Here is a 17128-nt window from a genome sequence, read left to right as displayed (position 1 = left end):
ATATAGGGGTTGCATGTTATTACAAATAATGTAATTACTGGAAGTGAAGAGAGGAAGTTTTTAATGACATCAAAAAGTGAATGGAGTAATGCAAGACGAATTGTAATTATTTTAGCAGACGTTTTGCTCTATAATTTATCAATCATCTTAGGGTTTATGGTGAAATTTGGCCGAGAAATTCCTTCATTTAACTTTGTGGCTTATGAAAAATCTGCAATTTACATTTCAATCTTTTTTATCTTTTTGAATTTGTTGTTAGGTGCGTATATTTTTTATAATCGCAAAATTAGTGACATCATTTTTGTCACGGTGATTGGTCAAATTTTAATGACTTTAACGATTATGATTGTGACATTTGCCGGACGTTGGTTTACGTTCCCACGTTCTGTTTTAGGATATTCCTTTATAATCGGAATTATTGTTCTAAGTCTTTGGCGAATTCTTGTTTATTATCTTTACTTAAAGGTCAGCAATGAGCGAAAAGTTGTTTTACTAGGTAAAGAAAATCAAGTTATGCGGTCAATTCAAAACTTTATGTCTGATAAAAATAACAAGCATAAAGTAACGAGTGTTGTTGTCAGCAATTACTATGAAAACTTAAAAAAAATTATCGATGAAATCGATATTGTTTATATTTCAAGTAATGTTGATGAGAACGAAAAAGTAAAATTGTATCAATTAATTGTCAAACACAAGAAAAAAATCTTTTTAGATACAAGTTTTGAAAATCTAATTATGTTAAAACCAAACATGATGAACTTTGAAGATGAAAGTATTATCGAAGTCTCAAATTTTGAAATTCAACCAGAAGAGAATTTTATTAAACGTTTATTCGATATTTTAGTCTCTGTTTGCCTATTTGTGATTACCTCCCCCTTAATGCTTATTGCAGCAATTTTAGTCAAAGCAACCTCACCGGGACCAGTGATTTACAAACAAACTCGGATTACATTAGATCAACGTGAGTTCTCGATTTTAAAATTTAGAACGATGTCGGCAACAGCGGAAGCAAAATCAGGTCCAGTCTTATCTACAAGTAACGACAGTCGCGTCACTACAGTTGGTAAATACTTGCGTGCTTTACGTATTGATGAGTTGCCACAACTAATCAATGTTATTCGCGGGGATATGTCCATTGTCGGACCACGTCCTGAACGACCATTCTTTGTTGATCAATTTAATCAGGAAAACCCGAATTACTATTTACGTCACAATGTACGTGCGGGGATTACTGGCTATGCCCAAGTTTATGGGAAGTATGCTTCTGACTACAATAGTAAATTGAACTTTGATTTACTGTACATCAAGAATTATTCATTACTGTTGGATATGAAAATTCTGCTTCAAACCATCAAAATTCTCTTTGATAAAGTATCATCAAGAGGATTGGATGAGTCTGAAGAACGTGAAGAATTGACGATGGATTATTGTAAAGAGAATGCTATTAGAATTTACCGTTAAAAGTTTGAGACATAAGTTATTTAAGCTTATGTCTCAAACTTTTTTTGGAAACAAGGAACGTTGAAATAATAAAAGAGCTATGCGATAATATAAACTGTTACATTCTTACATAAAATGCAACGAGGAGTGAACAAATGGAAACAGCACTTGTTTCAATTATTATGCCCATGTACAATGCTGGCAAATTTTTATCAAAATCTATTGAAAGCGTTCTGGAACAAACCTACCAGAAGTGGGAATTATTACTCATTGATGATGGAAGTAAAGATGATTCTATTGATATTGCACTTGCCTTTATGGAAAAAGATTCAAGAATCTTTTTACTGAAAAATGAACAGAACATGGGCATTGCAAAGACCAGAAATAAAGGAATTGAAGCTTCAAAGGGACAATATATTGCCTTTTTAGATAGTGATGATTTATGGCTTCCTAATAAATTAGAAGTTCAAATCAAGTGGATGGAAGAAAAAAAACTTTTATTTACATGTAGTTCTTATTTTGTATGTAATGAAAATGGCAACATTACTCATGAGCGTAATTTTAGTGGGGGACCACAAACCTATCAAGATCTTTTAAAAACAAATACTATCGGCTGCTTAACGGTCGTAGTCGAATCTAAGCTGCTTAAACGCCATTTAATGCCGGATTTAAAACATGAAGACTATGCTACTTGGTTAAACATTTTGAAAGAAATAAATACGGTTTATTTTATTAACGAAAAATTAGCCATTTATCGTAAGCTAACCACCTCTACATCTTCTAACAAATGGAATACAATCAGTTGGGTTTGGAAAATTTTGCGTCAAAATGAACAGTTTTCAGTTATTAAGAGTTCATTCTACTTAATGCGTTTTTTATTCTATACAACATTTAAATATGCAAAGAATGAATAATGAATAGGGAGGAAAAATGCCAATACCAGTGGGCTACAAGCGCTACTTAACACAGGTTTTTGGGAATTATATGCAATTGCCACCAGAGGAAGATCGTCAACCTCATCATGAAGCGCTAATTGTTGATACTAAAAAATCGTATATAGAATATCTTAAAAAATAAATAAAAGATGAAAACAATCGATTAAAGATCTGTTTTCATCTTTTTACCATTTAAAAGTAAAAAATTGATATAGGAATGTTAAAAAAGCGTAATTGAATTTGAAATAAAGGTATGAGATAATAATTGGTGTTAGTTTTAAAATGTGAAAACAATTAGTTGAAGGTTATAGGATGCACATTTTTTGAGAGTGAATGGCAAGTGTTTAAGGAAAGATACATATTATTAAATATATAAGGAGAGTTTCATGAAAAAAATCATTTCAGGTATGTTAATTTGTACCGTATTATTAAATAGTTTTAGTTTGATTGCATCAGGAGAAGAGCTTGTAAAAACAGAAACAACGGGGGAGACTGGCTTGGTCACTCAAGCTACGTCAGAAACACCGACTAATTCAACGGAGGATACATCTTCTGTTACAGAAGAAAATACCTCTGAAAGAGATAGTTCTACTTCAAGCATAAAAGAAGAGTCTCTTGATTCTTCAACAAATAGTACAACCGAAGAACATTCTTCTGTTTCAGAAACAAACACAACAGATAGTAAAACAGAAGCCTCACAAAGTTCTGAAGTAGAAAAAAAGACCATTGACCAAGATGAAGCGGATTATCAAGAAGCAGCACGTGAAGGAACGAACCATAAAAAAGGAACATATGCTATGAAAAACGGCATTTCTTCTAGGGTAGCGCGAGCAACAGTTGCGAACGTCTATGCGAATGATCCTAATTTGCCTGGCAAGAATTTTATTGACGTTTCTAGTTGGAATGGAGACATTTCAGTAGCTGAGTATCAAAAAATTAAAAGCTATGGTGTAACAGGTGTCTCGGTTAAATTAACAGAAGGAACTTGGTATGTTAATCCATATGCTGCTGGCCAAATTAGAAATGCCAAAGCTGCTGGCTTAAAAGTTTCAGCATATCACTATAGTATGTATGTCTCTGCTGCGACAGCACAAGATGAAGCAAGATATTTCGCTCAGGCGGCGGCTAACTCTGGCTTAGATAAAAATACCATAATGTTTAATGATGCGGAAGATCCAACGCTTACAAACAATGGGCGAAACGCCCATGCTAATTCTGTTGCGTTTAACCAGCAATTAAAGGCACTAGGGTATAAAAATGATGCGTTGTATGTTGGCAAATGGTGGTTAACAAATGGCTATATCGACACCTCCGCCTTCGGAAGAGACAGAGTATGGGTAGCGCAATATCCATATACTCCAGATAGTTCCATGCAGTGGAATAATGACCATGGTGCTTGGCAATGGTCTTCGCAAATGTATTTCCCTGGTTTAGCTAATTATGAAGGGCGTCCGTTTGATATTTCCATGACCTATAGTAATTTTTTAGATATGGGTAATAATAGTAGCGGACCTGACTTAAGTAAGTATTACACAACTAATCCAGGTCGAGTAGTAGTAATGAAAGATGAAACGTTTTATAACAACGCCGATTTTACAAGCAAAGGTGCCGCAGTGAAAAAGAATACACTAGTAGAAGTACAAGGAATTGAATATTCATCAACTGGGTACCCTCGGTTAGTGACACCTCAAGGATATTTGACAGCGAGAAAAGATATCGTTTTAGCAGCAATTAGTAATATTGATAAGTATTACACAGCTAATCCAGGTCGAGTAGTAGTAATGAAAGATGAAACATTTTATAACAATGTCGATTTTACAAGCAAAGGTGCCGCAGTGAAAAAGAATACACTAGTAGAAGTACAAGGAATTGAATATTCATCAACTGGGTACCCTCGGTTAGTGACACCTCAAGGATATTTGACAGCGAGAAAAGATATCGTTTTAGCAGCAATTAGTAATATTGATAAGTATTACACAGCTAATCCAGGTCGAGTAGTAGTAATGAAAGATGAAACATTTTATAACAATGTCGATTTTACAAGCAAAGGTGCCGCAGTGAAAAAGAATACACTAGTAGAAGTGCAAGGAATTGAATATTCATCAACTGGGTACCCCCGTTTGGTAACACCTCAAGGATATTTAACGGCAAGAAAAGATATCGTTTCAGCAGCAATTAGTAATATTGATAGCTACTATACAAGTAATCCGAATAGCGTTAAACTTTTAGTAAACGATTATTATTATAAAGATTTAGAATTTAAAGTTAGTGATGGTGCGATAAAAAGAGGGTCAGTTGTTAATGTACAGGCAATTGAATATAGTTCCACAGGATTTCCTAGGTTGAAAACGGAGAAAGGCTATATAACTGCAAATAAAACTTATGTAGATAAAGTTAACTGAAGAACATCTATATTTTTATGAGTAATATAGATTTATAAGGAAGTAATGTATACCATACCGTGAGCTTTTGGTCTGCGTTACTTTTTTAATTAATGCTTATTAAACACATCTGTATAAACTAAGATTTAGCATAAGTTGAAGATATTGTGTTGGGTAAAAAAATAATAATTCTATTAAACTGATTGAAACTATTTAATACTTATGAGAAAATTGGGAGAGTGCCTAGTATTAGGTGTTTATGTATTGGATTTTAAGATAGGAGATTTTTATGGATAATCGAATAAAATTAAATAAACTGACAATGTGCCAAATAATATGTATTATTGTTTCAGTACCAATATTTATTTACGGAAAGATAAATATTCAGTTTAATACGCAATTAGTTGCGATAATGTTAGTTTGGCTGAGCAATTTACTTTTCAGTATTAATAAATTTAGGGAGCGTACAGTTTTTTTCTTTTTTAATATTACAATTTTTGTTTTTTTATTGAGTAATCCATTTATTACTATGTTTAGAACATGGGGTTGGTGGGTTTGGGGAAATGAATCAGCAGAATTTACTATGAATGTTATGTATATGACATTAATTTCTCTAGTAATAGGTGCGAATATCGCTAATTATTTAATTAATAAATTTTATGTGAGCAAATTAGTGATTCCTAAAAATTTAAGGTACCGAAAAGTCTTAGTATATGTGAGTGGTTTAGCTTATTTACTTTCATTTTCTATGAATATATTAACTGAACTTGAAAAATTAAAATTTGTAAAAGGAACTAATTATGAAAGTTTTTATTCATCATTTAATTCTGAATTACCTTTTTTTGTACGGTTAATTAGTTCTATGAATCCTTATTTATTATGTATATTTTTAGCATGTATGCCTAAAAAAATATATGGTTACATTGCTCTTTCTCTATCTATTATTGGTTCAATTCCGTTACTATTAATGGGCCAAAGAGGTCCGTTTATGTTAAAAGTTCTGTTTGCCCTTATATATTTCATCATTCGTGATTACTTGGAGGATGAAAAAAAATGGATTGGTAGAATAGAAAAAGTCCTAATAATAGTCTCAGCCCCATCTGTGATTATTTTAATGGGAGCATATAATTATATTAGAGCGCAGACCAATTTAGAAACTAAAGGTTTCGTATCGTTAATAGTAGATTTCTTTTATAAGCAAGGAACAACTTTTGATACTCTAGGTTTTGGATATAACATGTTACCTAAACTTCCATTTGTAGAAATAAAAAACTACACATTTGGTGGATTTATTGATTTTTTTAAATATAGTATTATTGGTAAAATATTTTTTAATGGAACTACAATCCCTACTAACAATAGTCCTGAACAAGGTATGATGACAAATAGTATGGCTCACAATTTGGCTTATGTTTATAGAAAAAATGAGTATTTAAATGGGAATGGAAATGGATCTTCATATTTATTAGAATTATTTGCAGATTATAATTATCTTGGAGTTATTATTGGAAGTATTTTATTGGGAATTATATTAGTTTATTTAGTCTTCTTAATGAAGAGAAATAATGCGTTTCTTTCTTCTTTGATTTTAATTTCAATCTCTAATATATTTTTTGTGCCAAGATCTGAAGCTACTGGCTGGATACAATTTATAATTAAGCCAAGATTTATTTTATCTATGGGTATTTGCTTTATAGGGGCATATTTAATATCAAAAATTTTAAGAAAATGTTATTCAGGAGGTAAGCTATGAAAAAGTTATTGCTAACTCTTGGTTTTTGCTCATTATTAGGGATGTTGACTGCGTGTAAAAATGATCCATATCCGATTATTGAATTGGATAGCTCTATTTTTCAAGCTACGAAAGATGGTAATGTTGAAATAAAAGGCAAGTTAATTCCTACTGATGGAGGATTTTTAAATAGTAATATAAATAGAGAAAATAAGAAATTGTTAGTAAATAAAAAAAATGGCGAATTCTCATTTATATATCATATGAATGAGGTAAATGACGATAAAGTTTATTTAGGTATCGAAAATAATGATAGTAGAATTGCTGTATCAACAGCGCAAATTGATACAGCAATTCTACAAGAAGAAATTGAAAAATTTGAAACTATTACATCTGATGATATTGTTAGATCTTTTGATAACTCAAACATTCCTTATGAAAGTGTTGAGGCTATAAAGAAAGGATCGCTAGAAGGATTAAAAGAAGGAATTGTATTTGATTTTGACAAAAGAATTGATGGATCCTCAATTAAAGCTGGATTTTTAATTTTTGATGAAGAAAAATATAAAGATAACGGAATACAATTTCCTCTGAATGTTTGGTGGAAAGACAATGTTGTTCAAAGTAATTATAAAAATCCTCTTGTTAACGAAAGTTATAATGTCTTTGCAGAACCGACGGTATATGAATTAATTGATAAAATGCTTTTTAAACAATCTGATTTTAAAAATCCAAATGACTTCGTCTGGGTTTTAAAACCAAAAAAATTAAACGTAGTATTAGTTTTGGATTCAGACATGTCTATCGATTTAAAAAGAAACATTACTTTTGCATCTCAAAATTTATTTTCTCAAAAGGTATTTGATTTTAGTCATAAAGATATAGATAAATCATAACAAAATTTATAAATTATTGGTGATTTTTTTGGAGTACATTTAGTGTATACAAAATAAAGGTTCAATCTTTCGTAAACAATACAATGTTGTATCAGAGTCACTGTAGAATATTTACATGAATTGAAATGATTAATGTAATCTGAACTTTGTTTTGCACTTTGTAACAGTTAGTAGTGTAACCTAATAAGAATTTGTTAAGTTAGAAATATCTTGTATAAGAAAATATATCCAATTTTCGTTGATTTCTTTTAGGAACAGAATACAAGCATACTTGTTAAAGCATAAAGTAGAGGCTTTAACAAGTATGTATAGTCACAAAATCTCATTCGGCTAATCAATCTTTAAATAAAAGTTTCTCTAGCGATTTAGAATTTCTAATTTTCTTGAGTTTTTAGTTGTTTTCTTTGACTTTTTCCAATTAAACTTGAAAGTTTTGGCAGGTTGTTTATTCAATTGATTAGATGATTTCAAAAAGTTCAGTCGATATGCGGTATAATTTATCAAAGGTGAAGGACAACTTTATTTTAGGGAACACACTCTCACTAGATAATCAATCATAGAAGTGTGTATGCTAATGTCGATAATATGATTACTTATTGCACAGACGGATAAAAATCACTAAAATAACATCTAATTAAGAATGTTGTTGGCTCTCGATGATATTGAATAAATTTCTTGTTTGTTCATTTGATTTAAGTGTTTTTTCAATTGTGAGTTAGTAGATTGTTTGACTGAGTGACTAGTAAACAATGTTTTTCTAAATGCATTTTTCAGCAATAAATGAGTGTTAGCACTTCTGATATTTACACTTTTTTTAGCTATGTTTTGAATATTGTGGCTAGATTTTAACTAATAACCAAACAGATGTGATTCATAAACGGATGGATACAGGGATAACTTTTATGACATTTACAGAAAGCTGGATATTGAGTTAATTTTTTTTGTAGACTTTGTAAATTTGTTTGTTTATTTTTTGATAAGTTAACTATCAGATATCTTAGTTCCTTTTTAGAATGGGCACAGCGACTTTAATTTTTCGGAACGCCAAGTTTTTTTGAAGCCATAAAAAGATGTTAGCAAATATACCAACATTAGAAATCATAGAAGTAGGTTCTTATCGAAACACTTTTAGATAAGTAGATGGTCTACATTCATAAACGGAAGCAGACATAACTAATGAATTCTGATTCACTAATTATAAAAATTATATAGAGTTTAATACTAGGAACACTTTTATATAAATTGAAAACTATCTATAGTTATATGGACGGACGCCTTATTAAATAAAAAAGATTTGAATTACGTTAATAAATTAAGTTTAGAGATGTATTTCAAAATAGATTATGATAGAATACATAGAGGATTATTGTTGAAATAGTTGAGATGTATTAATGAAATATAAAATTGTATTAGTACATAATACTATGAGTAAATTTGTTGGAAAATAAATATTAATTTTACAAAGGAAGGATTTTCATGAAAAAAGCATTAGTAGTTGGGGGTAGCAACGGGATTGGTTTGGCTATTGTCAACAATTTCATTGAGTTAGGGTATGAAGAAATCACAATTATGGATAAAAGAGAACCAGCGTTGACTTTGGATGGAAAAATAAATTATATACCAATGGATTTAACATTGGATGATTTTGATATATTTGATGAATATGTTTTTAAAATTGATACACTAATGATTACAGCGGGATATGGTCGTGTTGCACCTTTTGCTACTTTTGAAGATAGAGAAATTTATAATAACTTAAATGTGAATGGAGTAGCCCCTATTCGGATTTTAAATAAATTTTATCCTCAACTTGAAGGGGAAAATGATTTTTATTGTGGAGTAATGGGGAGTATTGCCGGGTTTATTAGTTCCCCTATGTTTTCGGTATATGGTGCGGGAAAAGCTGCTATTGATAAATTGATTGAAAGTGTCAATATAGAATTAGAAAAATCTGGAACAAAAAATCGGATTTTAAATGTATCTCCTGGTTCAATTAGAGGAACTAGTTTTTCTGGAGGCCAAACAGACACGAAAGTAATTGACACATTGTCTAAAAATATTATTAAAGAAATGCAAAAGAAAAATACATTGTATATCCCTGATTTAGAGATATATGGTAATGTACTTGCTAGATATCACAGGAATCCTTATAAGTTTGGCTTAGAAAGTTATGATTATAAATTATCTGGTGGTCGTATCAATACAAGACCACAATTGAAAATTGGTTATTTAAGTGGTACTTTTGATTTGTTTCATATTGGACACTTGAATTTACTAAGAAGAGCGAAGCAATATTGTGACTATTTAATTGTCGGTGTACATCAGGATGCATCACATAAAGGAAAAGAAACATTTATTTCTTTTGAAGAACGAATGGAGATTTTGAAAAGTAATCGCTATGTAGACAAAGTGGTTCCTTCTCAACCAGAAGATATTACAATCTGGAATGAAATTTATTACGATTATTTGTTTGTTGGTAGTGATTATAAAGGCACAGAACGTTTTAAATATTATGAAGATTTTTTTAAAGACAAAGATACTGAAATTATTTACTTTGACTACACACAAGGGACAAGTAGTTCTAAGTTAAGGATGTTAATTGATAAGAGCATAGAAGGAAAGGAAAAATAGAGTTTGAAAAATAAGTCTTTGAAAATGAGTATCATTATTCCTGTATATAACGTAATTAATACTCTGGAAAGAGCTGTCGAAAGCGTTATTGATCAAGGAATAAATGAGGATTACGAAATACTTTTAATTAATGATGGTTCAACAGATAGTAGTGGAGACCTTGCAGAGAGATTATCAGAGAAATATACACAGGTACATGTTTTTCATAAAGAGAATGGTGGTTTGGCATCTGCACGAAATTATGGACTAGATAAGGCGAAGGGAGAACTGATTTCTTTTTTAGATAGTGATGATTATTTTTTACCAGGTATTCTTAAAAAAGTATTACAAGCTTTCGAGGACTTAAAAACAGATATTGTGGTTTTTGGTTTAATAAAAGGTAACGAAGAAAAAGAAATTTCCTTAGTCCCAAGAGAACAAGTGATTTCAGAAAAAAAAGAGATAATACGTTTGCCTTTTATTGATAAAGGGGTAGATTTTTATGCTTGGAATAAAGTGTATTACCATACTCTTTTTAAAGAAATTCGTTTCCCAGAGGGAAAACTATATGAGGATATAATGCCTACATATGAAGTTATGAAGTTGGCTAAGCAAGTAAATTATTTATCAGTAGCAGGTATTTATTATTATCAGAATCATACTAGTATTGTTCACCAAGAATTTAGTGAAAGGCAGTATGATAATATAACGCAACGGGAACTTTTGCTAAAAGACATAGAGAATTCATTTCCAATTCTAACAAACTTAGCGGCCGATAAATTATTGGATGGATATTTATCAACTGGATTTAAAATAACAAGTAAACATTCAGGGAAAACTAATAAAAAATACTTATATTTTTCAAGAAAGCAAATTAGAAAGAATTTTAGCCAACTAATTAAAAATTCTGAAACCAGTATAGCCAAAAAAATAGGTTTGATTTTATATTTAGCGAATGGTTCCTTGTATAATTTTATGTATAGAAAAATTTTAGGAAAATAAGGAGTTCAACATGCCAGAAATTAGTATAATTGTTCCTGTTTATAATGTAGAAAAATATTTAGAAAAATGTGTTAAAACAATACTTTCGCAAAGTTTTACTAATTTTGAATTACTTTTAGTAGATGATGGTTCTACTGATACATCTGGTGTTATATGTGATAAATTAAAAGAATTAGATAGTCGAATAAAAGTGATTCATAAAGAAAATGGTGGCCTTAGCTCTGCTCGTAACGCAGGCATTGATATAGCAAAGGGGGAGTATTTAACTTTTATTGATAGTGATGATTTTATTTCGGATAGAATGATAGAATATCTGTATAAAAATATAAAGAATGAACATGCAGATTTATCAATTACGGGTGTAGAAAGTATTTATTCGGGTAAAGAACCAGAAGTTACTAAATCAGAGATATTTATATTGGATCAAAAAGAAGCAATTGAAATGATTTTAATTGGCAAAAAAATTCCTGTCTATGCAGTTGCTAAACTTTATAAAAAAACAATTTTTAAAGAATTGAGATTTCCTGTAGGAAAGGCTCACGAGGATGTTTATATTATTATGGATGTGCTTAAGCAGTGTAATAAAGTTGTTGCAGATACTTCCAAACAATATTTTTACGTCCATAGAAAAGGTAGTATTACTTCAGCTAAATTCTCTACTAGAGATTTAGATAGTATTGATTCTTGGGAACAAGTTTATAAAGTTATTCAGAATATTATGCCTGAATATAAAGACTTAGCATTTAAGCGTGTGTGCGCTGCAAACTTTTATGTGTTAGATAAAATCATGAAATCTGATAGCGAAAATGATTATTCTGAAGTTACTAAAAAAATAATCAAATTCCTTAAAGAAAATCAAAAGTTCATTTATGCTAACCCATATTTTACAAAAAATCGCAAGTTAGGACTAACATTTCTTAAAATTCACCCAATCTTTTATAAACCTTTTCCTAAACTACAACAAAAATATTTAAGAAAAATCAATCAATAAATATACCGAAGGACGAATAGAAGATGATAGAGAAAATTAGAAGAAATTGGAGATATGTAAGGACACGACTTTTATCTAGATTAATAGCTATAAGTATATTTTATTTACTATATCCTTTTTTGTATGCTATACCAATAAAAAAAAATAAGATTGTAGTTAGTAATTTTAATGGTAAAGGATATGGTGATAACGCAAAGTATATATGTAACTATTTAATTGAGACTAATGCACCTGTAGAGATTGTATGGTTGATAGATAAAAATTGGGTGGAAGGAAATGGAGGATGTCCAGAAGCGGTTAAGACAGTTTCTGCTAGATCTTTTAGGGCGTTATTTGAACTTTATACTGCTAAAATATGGATAGATAATTGTAGAAAAAGCTTTTATCCTCCCAAAAGAAAATATCAGTTTTACATTCAAACTTGGCACGCAGGGTTTTCATTGAAACAAATCGAACGGAATGTTGAAGCAAAGTTAACCAAACAATATGTTAAGTGTGCCAAAAAAGATTCAAAAATGTGTGATTTGTTGTTATTTGAAAGTTCTGATATGGTTGAAAACGTATCTTATACTTTCTGGTATGAAGGTGAAATATTCAGAAATGGCTTACCTAGAAATGATTTATTAATAAATTATGATCAGGCAATCATTGATAAAGTTTATACACATTTTAATATAAAACCTTATAAAAAAATTGTAATGTACGCGCCTACGTTTAGGCAAGAGTATGATTTAGAAATAGAACAAGGTTTCCTAGAAGAAGTATTACAAACTTTTAATAAAAGCTTTTCAGATGATTTTGTTTTATTGGTAAGACTACATCCAAATGATACAAAAAATAAACAAAAAATTTTAGGAAATAAACTATCAGATGGTTTTATTGATGGTTCTTCTTATGACGATATGCAAGAATTACTTTGTGCAATTGATACTCTGATAACTGATTATTCATCTTCTATGGGGGAAATGATGATTACAGAAAAAAAATGTTTTTTGTACGCTTATGATTATGAAGAGTATATAAAAGATCGTGGATTATTAATGGATTTAACTGAATTACCATTCCCGTTTTCTTTAAACAAACAAGATTTGTTAAGACAAATTAAATTTTTTTCCGAAGAGAATTATATTAGCAATTTGAGAGCCTTTAAAACAATTCATAATATATATGAAACAGGCAAAGCGAGTGAAGAGATTGGTAATCTGATTATTAAAGAGATGAATTTATCATATTATTTGTAAATAATAGTAGTTTAGTATGAAGTGTATCTCTAAAGTTAGACTAAAGAATATATTTTTTTGTCAAATATGGAAGTATTTTCCTTCAAACATGTAGTAATAGTCTAATTGATATATTGACTAATGAAACAGTGTTTTTCTGCAATGTTTGTATCCGTAACAACTGAACAGTTATCATTTCTCAGTGAATAATAGTGGAATGAGTTTTACAATGTTCACAGTTATCTGGAGAATAGGTTAATTTTTCTGCATAAACTTTACAAATTTGTCCGTTTTTTTCTTTTTGTAAACAATTTTCTTCGAAAGTAACATTTAGGTCTAGAATATTTAGGGTTTCTTTGATAAGTTCAGTATAGGACATCTTGATTCCTTCTTAGAACGGGTTTAGTGACTTTAATTTTACTGATTCCAATGTGTGTCTTTTTGTGAAGCAAATTAAAACCACCCGTTCATACGGGTGGTTTGTTCTGTACCTATAAGACTCTATTACCAGCTTAAGACTAAAAGGCTTACCGAAAAAGCTCCCTTACGCACCACATTTACTCACAGGTCCTTAGTTGATTACGAATATATTCTTCTAGCTGCTTTTGATTTCTTCTTACTGTATCCACTTATTAATCGTGACATCAGAATTTTTTATTTCCATAACGATTTTAATTCCTCATGCCTAGCAAATATCAAGCTGCTCTTTCATTTTAAATAACCAATGAATTGGGAGATTTAGAGGAATATTTACTAGCATATGAATATGATTTATACATGCATTTGCCTCTATTATCTCTACGTTTTTCCTTTCTCATAATTCTCAAATTTTTTTCAATACTCTCTTTATACTTTCTATAGACAATTTGTCGACGATATTTTAGTGCAAAAATAATATGATACTTACATTTCCATCTTGTGTGTGATAAACTTTTTATATGTCCTTTTTCATAAGGACTACCCCCTAAACTTTTGATGCGGTGATCGGGAAACCAACTTTATCTTAACAGTTTGGGAGGCTTTTTAATACATACTTTCTGATGTTGGTGAAAATAACAACATCAGAAAGTATAGAGCCAAAATTATCCATAATAAAGAGAAACTTCTATCGTCGATTGGATTATAGGAACTTTTTTTGTTTATATAATGGTGATTGAATTAATTTCTATTTTTAAATTTAACGATAAGTTTGTTAAAAATACTCATAACAAATTTAAATTCCTCTGTGCGATAAAATAAAATGACGAAGACTATCGCCCCAATCAAAATGCCAGCTAAGGATCTTAAAATGATCTCTAAGAGAGTTGTAGCTGATATTAAACTAAATAAGGGATAAGTTGTTAGAATACCTAGTGCTAAAGCTATGCAATACTTTAATGTAGTAAGCAAATACTTACTAAATTTATCATGTATACCATATTTTAAAACTACATAAGGTTCATACCAAGAAACTGAGGTTAAAGTAGATAAGATAGTGGCTAAAATAACTCCAGCTATCCCCATATCAAAAATTAATAAAAAAATTAAAGAAAATACAATATTTAAAATGGATTCCACAACAGATTTCCATCTTTGAATCCAAGCTAAACCATATGCAGCTATGAAGACTTGTGCAGAATTTCTAAAAACACCAATAACAAAGTTTAAGATGATTAAAGTGAAAATGAAATTATCTAGTTGGTAAGAAGAGCCTACCCACCAAGATATGAATGGTTGTATAGATAAAAACATGACAATCGTTGCAAAGTAAATCAAAATAAAATTTATAAAATAGTGTCTAAAAAATATTTGGCGACCATTTTCTCTGTCATCTGAGACAGCGACGCTCCCAATGCTAGCTGTTATAGAATTAGTAAACTGGTTAAAAATGCCTTTAATACTATTTACAATTAACACATAGTTGGAATAGCGTCCTACCGCAGCTAAACTAACAAATATGGAAATTAGGATATTATCTGTGCTCAAAACAACGACAGAACCAATTTTATTAGAGAGATTTCCGATGGTATTTTGTTTTAAAATCGTCACAGTCTCTCTATCTAGTTTTTTTATTTCAGGATATTGAAATACGTGTTTGTACCTTTTCTTTACTCGAAGAGAAATATCAATGTTTGAAATTACTGTACAAATAATTTGGATAAGTAAATAAAGTGCGTAGTTGCCAGTCATATATAATGTGAATATTTGAATAACTGTAGCAACAACTAAATAAGCAAACGTGTTAATCACATTTAGATATCCAAGCTGATCTGCATTAAGCAATGAGCGATTATAAGTAAAGAAATAGCTGAAAACAGAGTTTGCTAAGAATAATAAATATAAGAGTTGGATGTTCGGAATACTTACATCTTCACCAACTATCATAGGTAAAAAAGGAACAAGTAAACAACCTATAACACCTATTGCTACACCAATTCTATTATAAATTTTTTTGTATAGATGCATTAAAGATTTGATAATTGCGGTGTCCTTTTGCTGCAATGGTTTATATAGTGAGAAAATGATTGAGGTTCCAATACCTAATTCTGCTAATGATAACATACTAAGTATATTTGAAAATAATCCATTTAGTCCTAAGTATTCAATCCCTAAGAAACGAATGAATATCGTTCTAGAAATAAATTGAATCCCTATGGTCAAAATAAATATTATTGTTGAAATACTAGAATTAATGATAGAATATTCTAAACGTGATTTTTTTTCCATAATGTTCTGTTCTCCTTATTAAAATGGGTCTATTCAGGTAAATAAAGCTTTATTCAGTTGCAATCATAACTTAATGAAGGAAGAATATCAATCATCTAAGGGATTTTTTCGTAATATATTAATAATTTTTATTCACTAAGAATCGATGTGCTATGGTTAGAAATATGATAAAATATAATAGATTAATCATTTTAGAAAGTGGGGGTAAAGTGAAATCATTCTTAATCACAGGCGGCGCCGGCTTTATCGGCTCAACCTTAGCAAATTATTATAGTAAAGACAATCAAGTTGTGGTCATTGATGATTTATCAATGGGCCAAACTGAAAATTTAAACACATCTGAAAATATCACGTTCATTGAAGGTAGCGTGATTGATCAACAATTAATGGAAAAAGTACTGCAAGAGTATCAGTTCGATTACATTTTTCACTTAGCCGCGATTGCTAGTGTAGCAGATTCAGTAGCACGTCCAGTGGAAACACACCAAGTGAATTTTGAGAGTGTGTTACAATTACTGGAATTAATTCGGAAATACCAGAAAGATTTAAAACGTTTGGTGTTTGCTTCTTCTGCAGCGGTTTACGGCGATGAGCCAACTTTACCAAAACAGGAAGAATCAGTAATTCGTCCATTAACGCCTTATGCAGTGGATAAATTTGCTTCTGAAAAATATGTGTTAAACTATTGTCATTTATATGATGTTCCAACAAGCGCTGTTCGCTTCTTTAACGTTTACGGGCCAAACCAAAATCCTAATTCCCCTTATTCTGGCGTTATTTCGATTGTGATGGACTCTTACAAACGCTTATTAGCCAATCAAGAAGTGACATTCAATATCTTTGGCGATGGAAAACAATCCCGTGATTTTGTCTTTGTTGAGGACGTGGTTCAAGCGTTGAATCTTGTCGCTCATTCTGACCAATCACTTGGGGAAGTGTATAATGTCGGAACAGGGAAAGCAACCGATTTAAATGAGTTAATTTCTTCTTTAAATGATATTATGAAAGTCACTTTGCCAGTTGAATACAAAGAAGCACGAGCTGGGGACATCAAAGATTCCTTAGCGGATATATCTAAATTACGTGCCATTGGTTATGAACCAAAATATAGTATTCAGTCCGGTTTGGATAAATATGTTAATTATGAATTAAAAGAATAAATAAAACTTCTTGAGAACTATCAGCTCTCAAGAAGTTTTCAAGTAATTTGTACGA

The 17128-nt window shown here is 30.5% G+C and carries 11 protein-coding genes and 2 pseudogenes; 11 read left to right on the top strand and 2 right to left on the bottom strand.

Annotation, left to right across the window (positions count from 1 at the left end):
- Positions 1 to 63: 63 nt before the first annotated feature.
- From IGL86_RS08495 to IGL86_RS08450, 10 genes and pseudogenes are all read left to right on the top strand, one after another.
- A complete protein-coding gene (locus IGL86_RS08495; RefSeq protein WP_002356909.1) occupies positions 64 to 1461 on the top strand; it encodes a sugar transferase in 1398 nt (465 codons plus the stop codon).
- Between the two features lie 134 nt (positions 1462 to 1595).
- Positions 1596 to 2354, top strand: a complete 759-nt coding sequence (locus IGL86_RS08490) for a glycosyltransferase family 2 protein (RefSeq protein WP_033625630.1) — start codon at positions 1596 to 1598, stop codon at positions 2352 to 2354.
- A gap of 13 nt (positions 2355 to 2367) precedes the next feature.
- Positions 2368 to 2517: pseudogene (locus IGL86_RS08485) on the top strand (LicD family protein); the annotation flags it as partial.
- A gap of 244 nt (positions 2518 to 2761) precedes the next feature.
- Positions 2762 to 4777 carry a DUF5776 domain-containing protein gene (locus tag IGL86_RS08480; protein WP_430605595.1) on the top strand — a complete coding sequence of 672 codons (2016 nt, stop codon included), beginning with the start codon at positions 2762 to 2764 and terminating at the stop codon, positions 4775 to 4777.
- Between the two features lie 268 nt (positions 4778 to 5045).
- Positions 5046 to 6509: an O-antigen polysaccharide polymerase Wzy family protein gene (locus tag IGL86_RS08475; protein ID WP_033625784.1), complete on the top strand. Its 1464-nt coding sequence runs from the start codon at positions 5046 to 5048 to the stop codon at positions 6507 to 6509.
- Entirely contained in the window at positions 6506 to 7384 is an 879-nt protein-coding gene (locus IGL86_RS08470; RefSeq protein ID WP_033625785.1) for a hypothetical protein, read from the top strand. Before IGL86_RS08475 ends, IGL86_RS08470 begins: the two co-directional genes overlap by 4 nt.
- 1476 nt (positions 7385 to 8860) lie before the next feature.
- Positions 8861 to 10015, top strand: a complete 1155-nt coding sequence (locus IGL86_RS08465; RefSeq protein ID WP_033625786.1) for an SDR family NAD(P)-dependent oxidoreductase — start codon at positions 8861 to 8863, stop codon at positions 10013 to 10015.
- A 24-nt stretch (positions 10016 to 10039) separates the two neighbouring features.
- The gene (locus tag IGL86_RS08460) at positions 10040 to 10996 is read left to right on the top strand and encodes a glycosyltransferase family 2 protein (protein WP_033625803.1); all 957 of its coding nucleotides are present in this window, start codon (positions 10040 to 10042) and stop codon (positions 10994 to 10996) included.
- Between the two features lie 10 nt (positions 10997 to 11006).
- A complete protein-coding gene (locus tag IGL86_RS08455) occupies positions 11007 to 11987 on the top strand; it encodes a glycosyltransferase family 2 protein (RefSeq protein WP_033625789.1) in 981 nt (326 codons plus the stop codon).
- Positions 11988 to 12010: 23 nt separating this feature from the next.
- The gene (locus tag IGL86_RS08450) at positions 12011 to 13228 is read left to right on the top strand and encodes a CDP-glycerol glycerophosphotransferase family protein (RefSeq protein WP_033625791.1); all 1218 of its coding nucleotides are present in this window, start codon (positions 12011 to 12013) and stop codon (positions 13226 to 13228) included.
- Positions 13229 to 13776: 548 nt separating this feature from the next.
- Here IGL86_RS08450 and tnpA read toward each other — a convergent pair.
- Positions 13777 to 14145 (bottom strand): annotated as a pseudogene (gene tnpA / locus IGL86_RS08445) (IS200/IS605 family transposase); the annotation flags it as partial.
- A 220-nt stretch (positions 14146 to 14365) separates the two neighbouring features.
- Positions 14366 to 15913 carry an oligosaccharide flippase family protein gene (locus IGL86_RS08440; RefSeq protein WP_033625795.1) on the bottom strand — a complete coding sequence of 516 codons (1548 nt, stop codon included), beginning with the start codon at positions 15911 to 15913 and terminating at the stop codon, positions 14366 to 14368.
- Positions 15914 to 16077: 164 nt separating this feature from the next.
- Here IGL86_RS08440 and IGL86_RS08435 point away from each other — a divergent pair, with 164 nt between their 5' ends.
- The gene (locus IGL86_RS08435; RefSeq protein WP_080280135.1) at positions 16078 to 17073 is read left to right on the top strand and encodes a GDP-mannose 4,6-dehydratase; all 996 of its coding nucleotides are present in this window, start codon (positions 16078 to 16080) and stop codon (positions 17071 to 17073) included.
- The last annotated feature ends 55 nt before the right edge of the window (positions 17074 to 17128 follow it).

The organism is Enterococcus sp. DIV0774 (genome assembly GCF_050539095.1).
Lineage (GTDB): Bacteria > Bacillota > Bacilli > Lactobacillales > Enterococcaceae > Enterococcus > Enterococcus faecalis.
This window is presented reverse-complemented; position numbering and strand designations above follow the sequence as displayed.

Bases quoted from the DNA above. Each gene is read 5' to 3' on its own strand.
- IGL86_RS08495 (WP_002356909.1), top strand. From the start codon at position 64: ATGACATCAAAAAGTGAATGGAGTAATGCAAGACGAATTGTAATTATT.
- IGL86_RS08490 (WP_033625630.1), top strand. From the start codon at position 1,596: ATGGAAACAGCACTTGTTTCAATTATTATGCCCATGTACAATGCTGGC.
- IGL86_RS08480 (WP_430605595.1), top strand. From the start codon at position 2,762: ATGAAAAAAATCATTTCAGGTATGTTAATTTGTACCGTATTATTAAAT.
- IGL86_RS08475 (WP_033625784.1), top strand. From the start codon at position 5,046: ATGGATAATCGAATAAAATTAAATAAACTGACAATGTGCCAAATAATA.
- IGL86_RS08470 (WP_033625785.1), top strand. From the start codon at position 6,506: ATGAAAAAGTTATTGCTAACTCTTGGTTTTTGCTCATTATTAGGGATG.
- IGL86_RS08465 (WP_033625786.1), top strand. From the start codon at position 8,861: ATGAAAAAAGCATTAGTAGTTGGGGGTAGCAACGGGATTGGTTTGGCT.
- IGL86_RS08460 (WP_033625803.1), top strand. From the start codon at position 10,040: ATGAGTATCATTATTCCTGTATATAACGTAATTAATACTCTGGAAAGA.
- IGL86_RS08455 (WP_033625789.1), top strand. From the start codon at position 11,007: ATGCCAGAAATTAGTATAATTGTTCCTGTTTATAATGTAGAAAAATAT.
- IGL86_RS08450 (WP_033625791.1), top strand. From the start codon at position 12,011: ATGATAGAGAAAATTAGAAGAAATTGGAGATATGTAAGGACACGACTT.
- IGL86_RS08440 (WP_033625795.1), bottom strand. From the start codon at position 15,913: ATGGAAAAAAAATCACGTTTAGAATATTCTATCATTAATTCTAGTATT.
- IGL86_RS08435 (WP_080280135.1), top strand. From the start codon at position 16,078: ATGATAAAATATAATAGATTAATCATTTTAGAAAGTGGGGGTAAAGTG.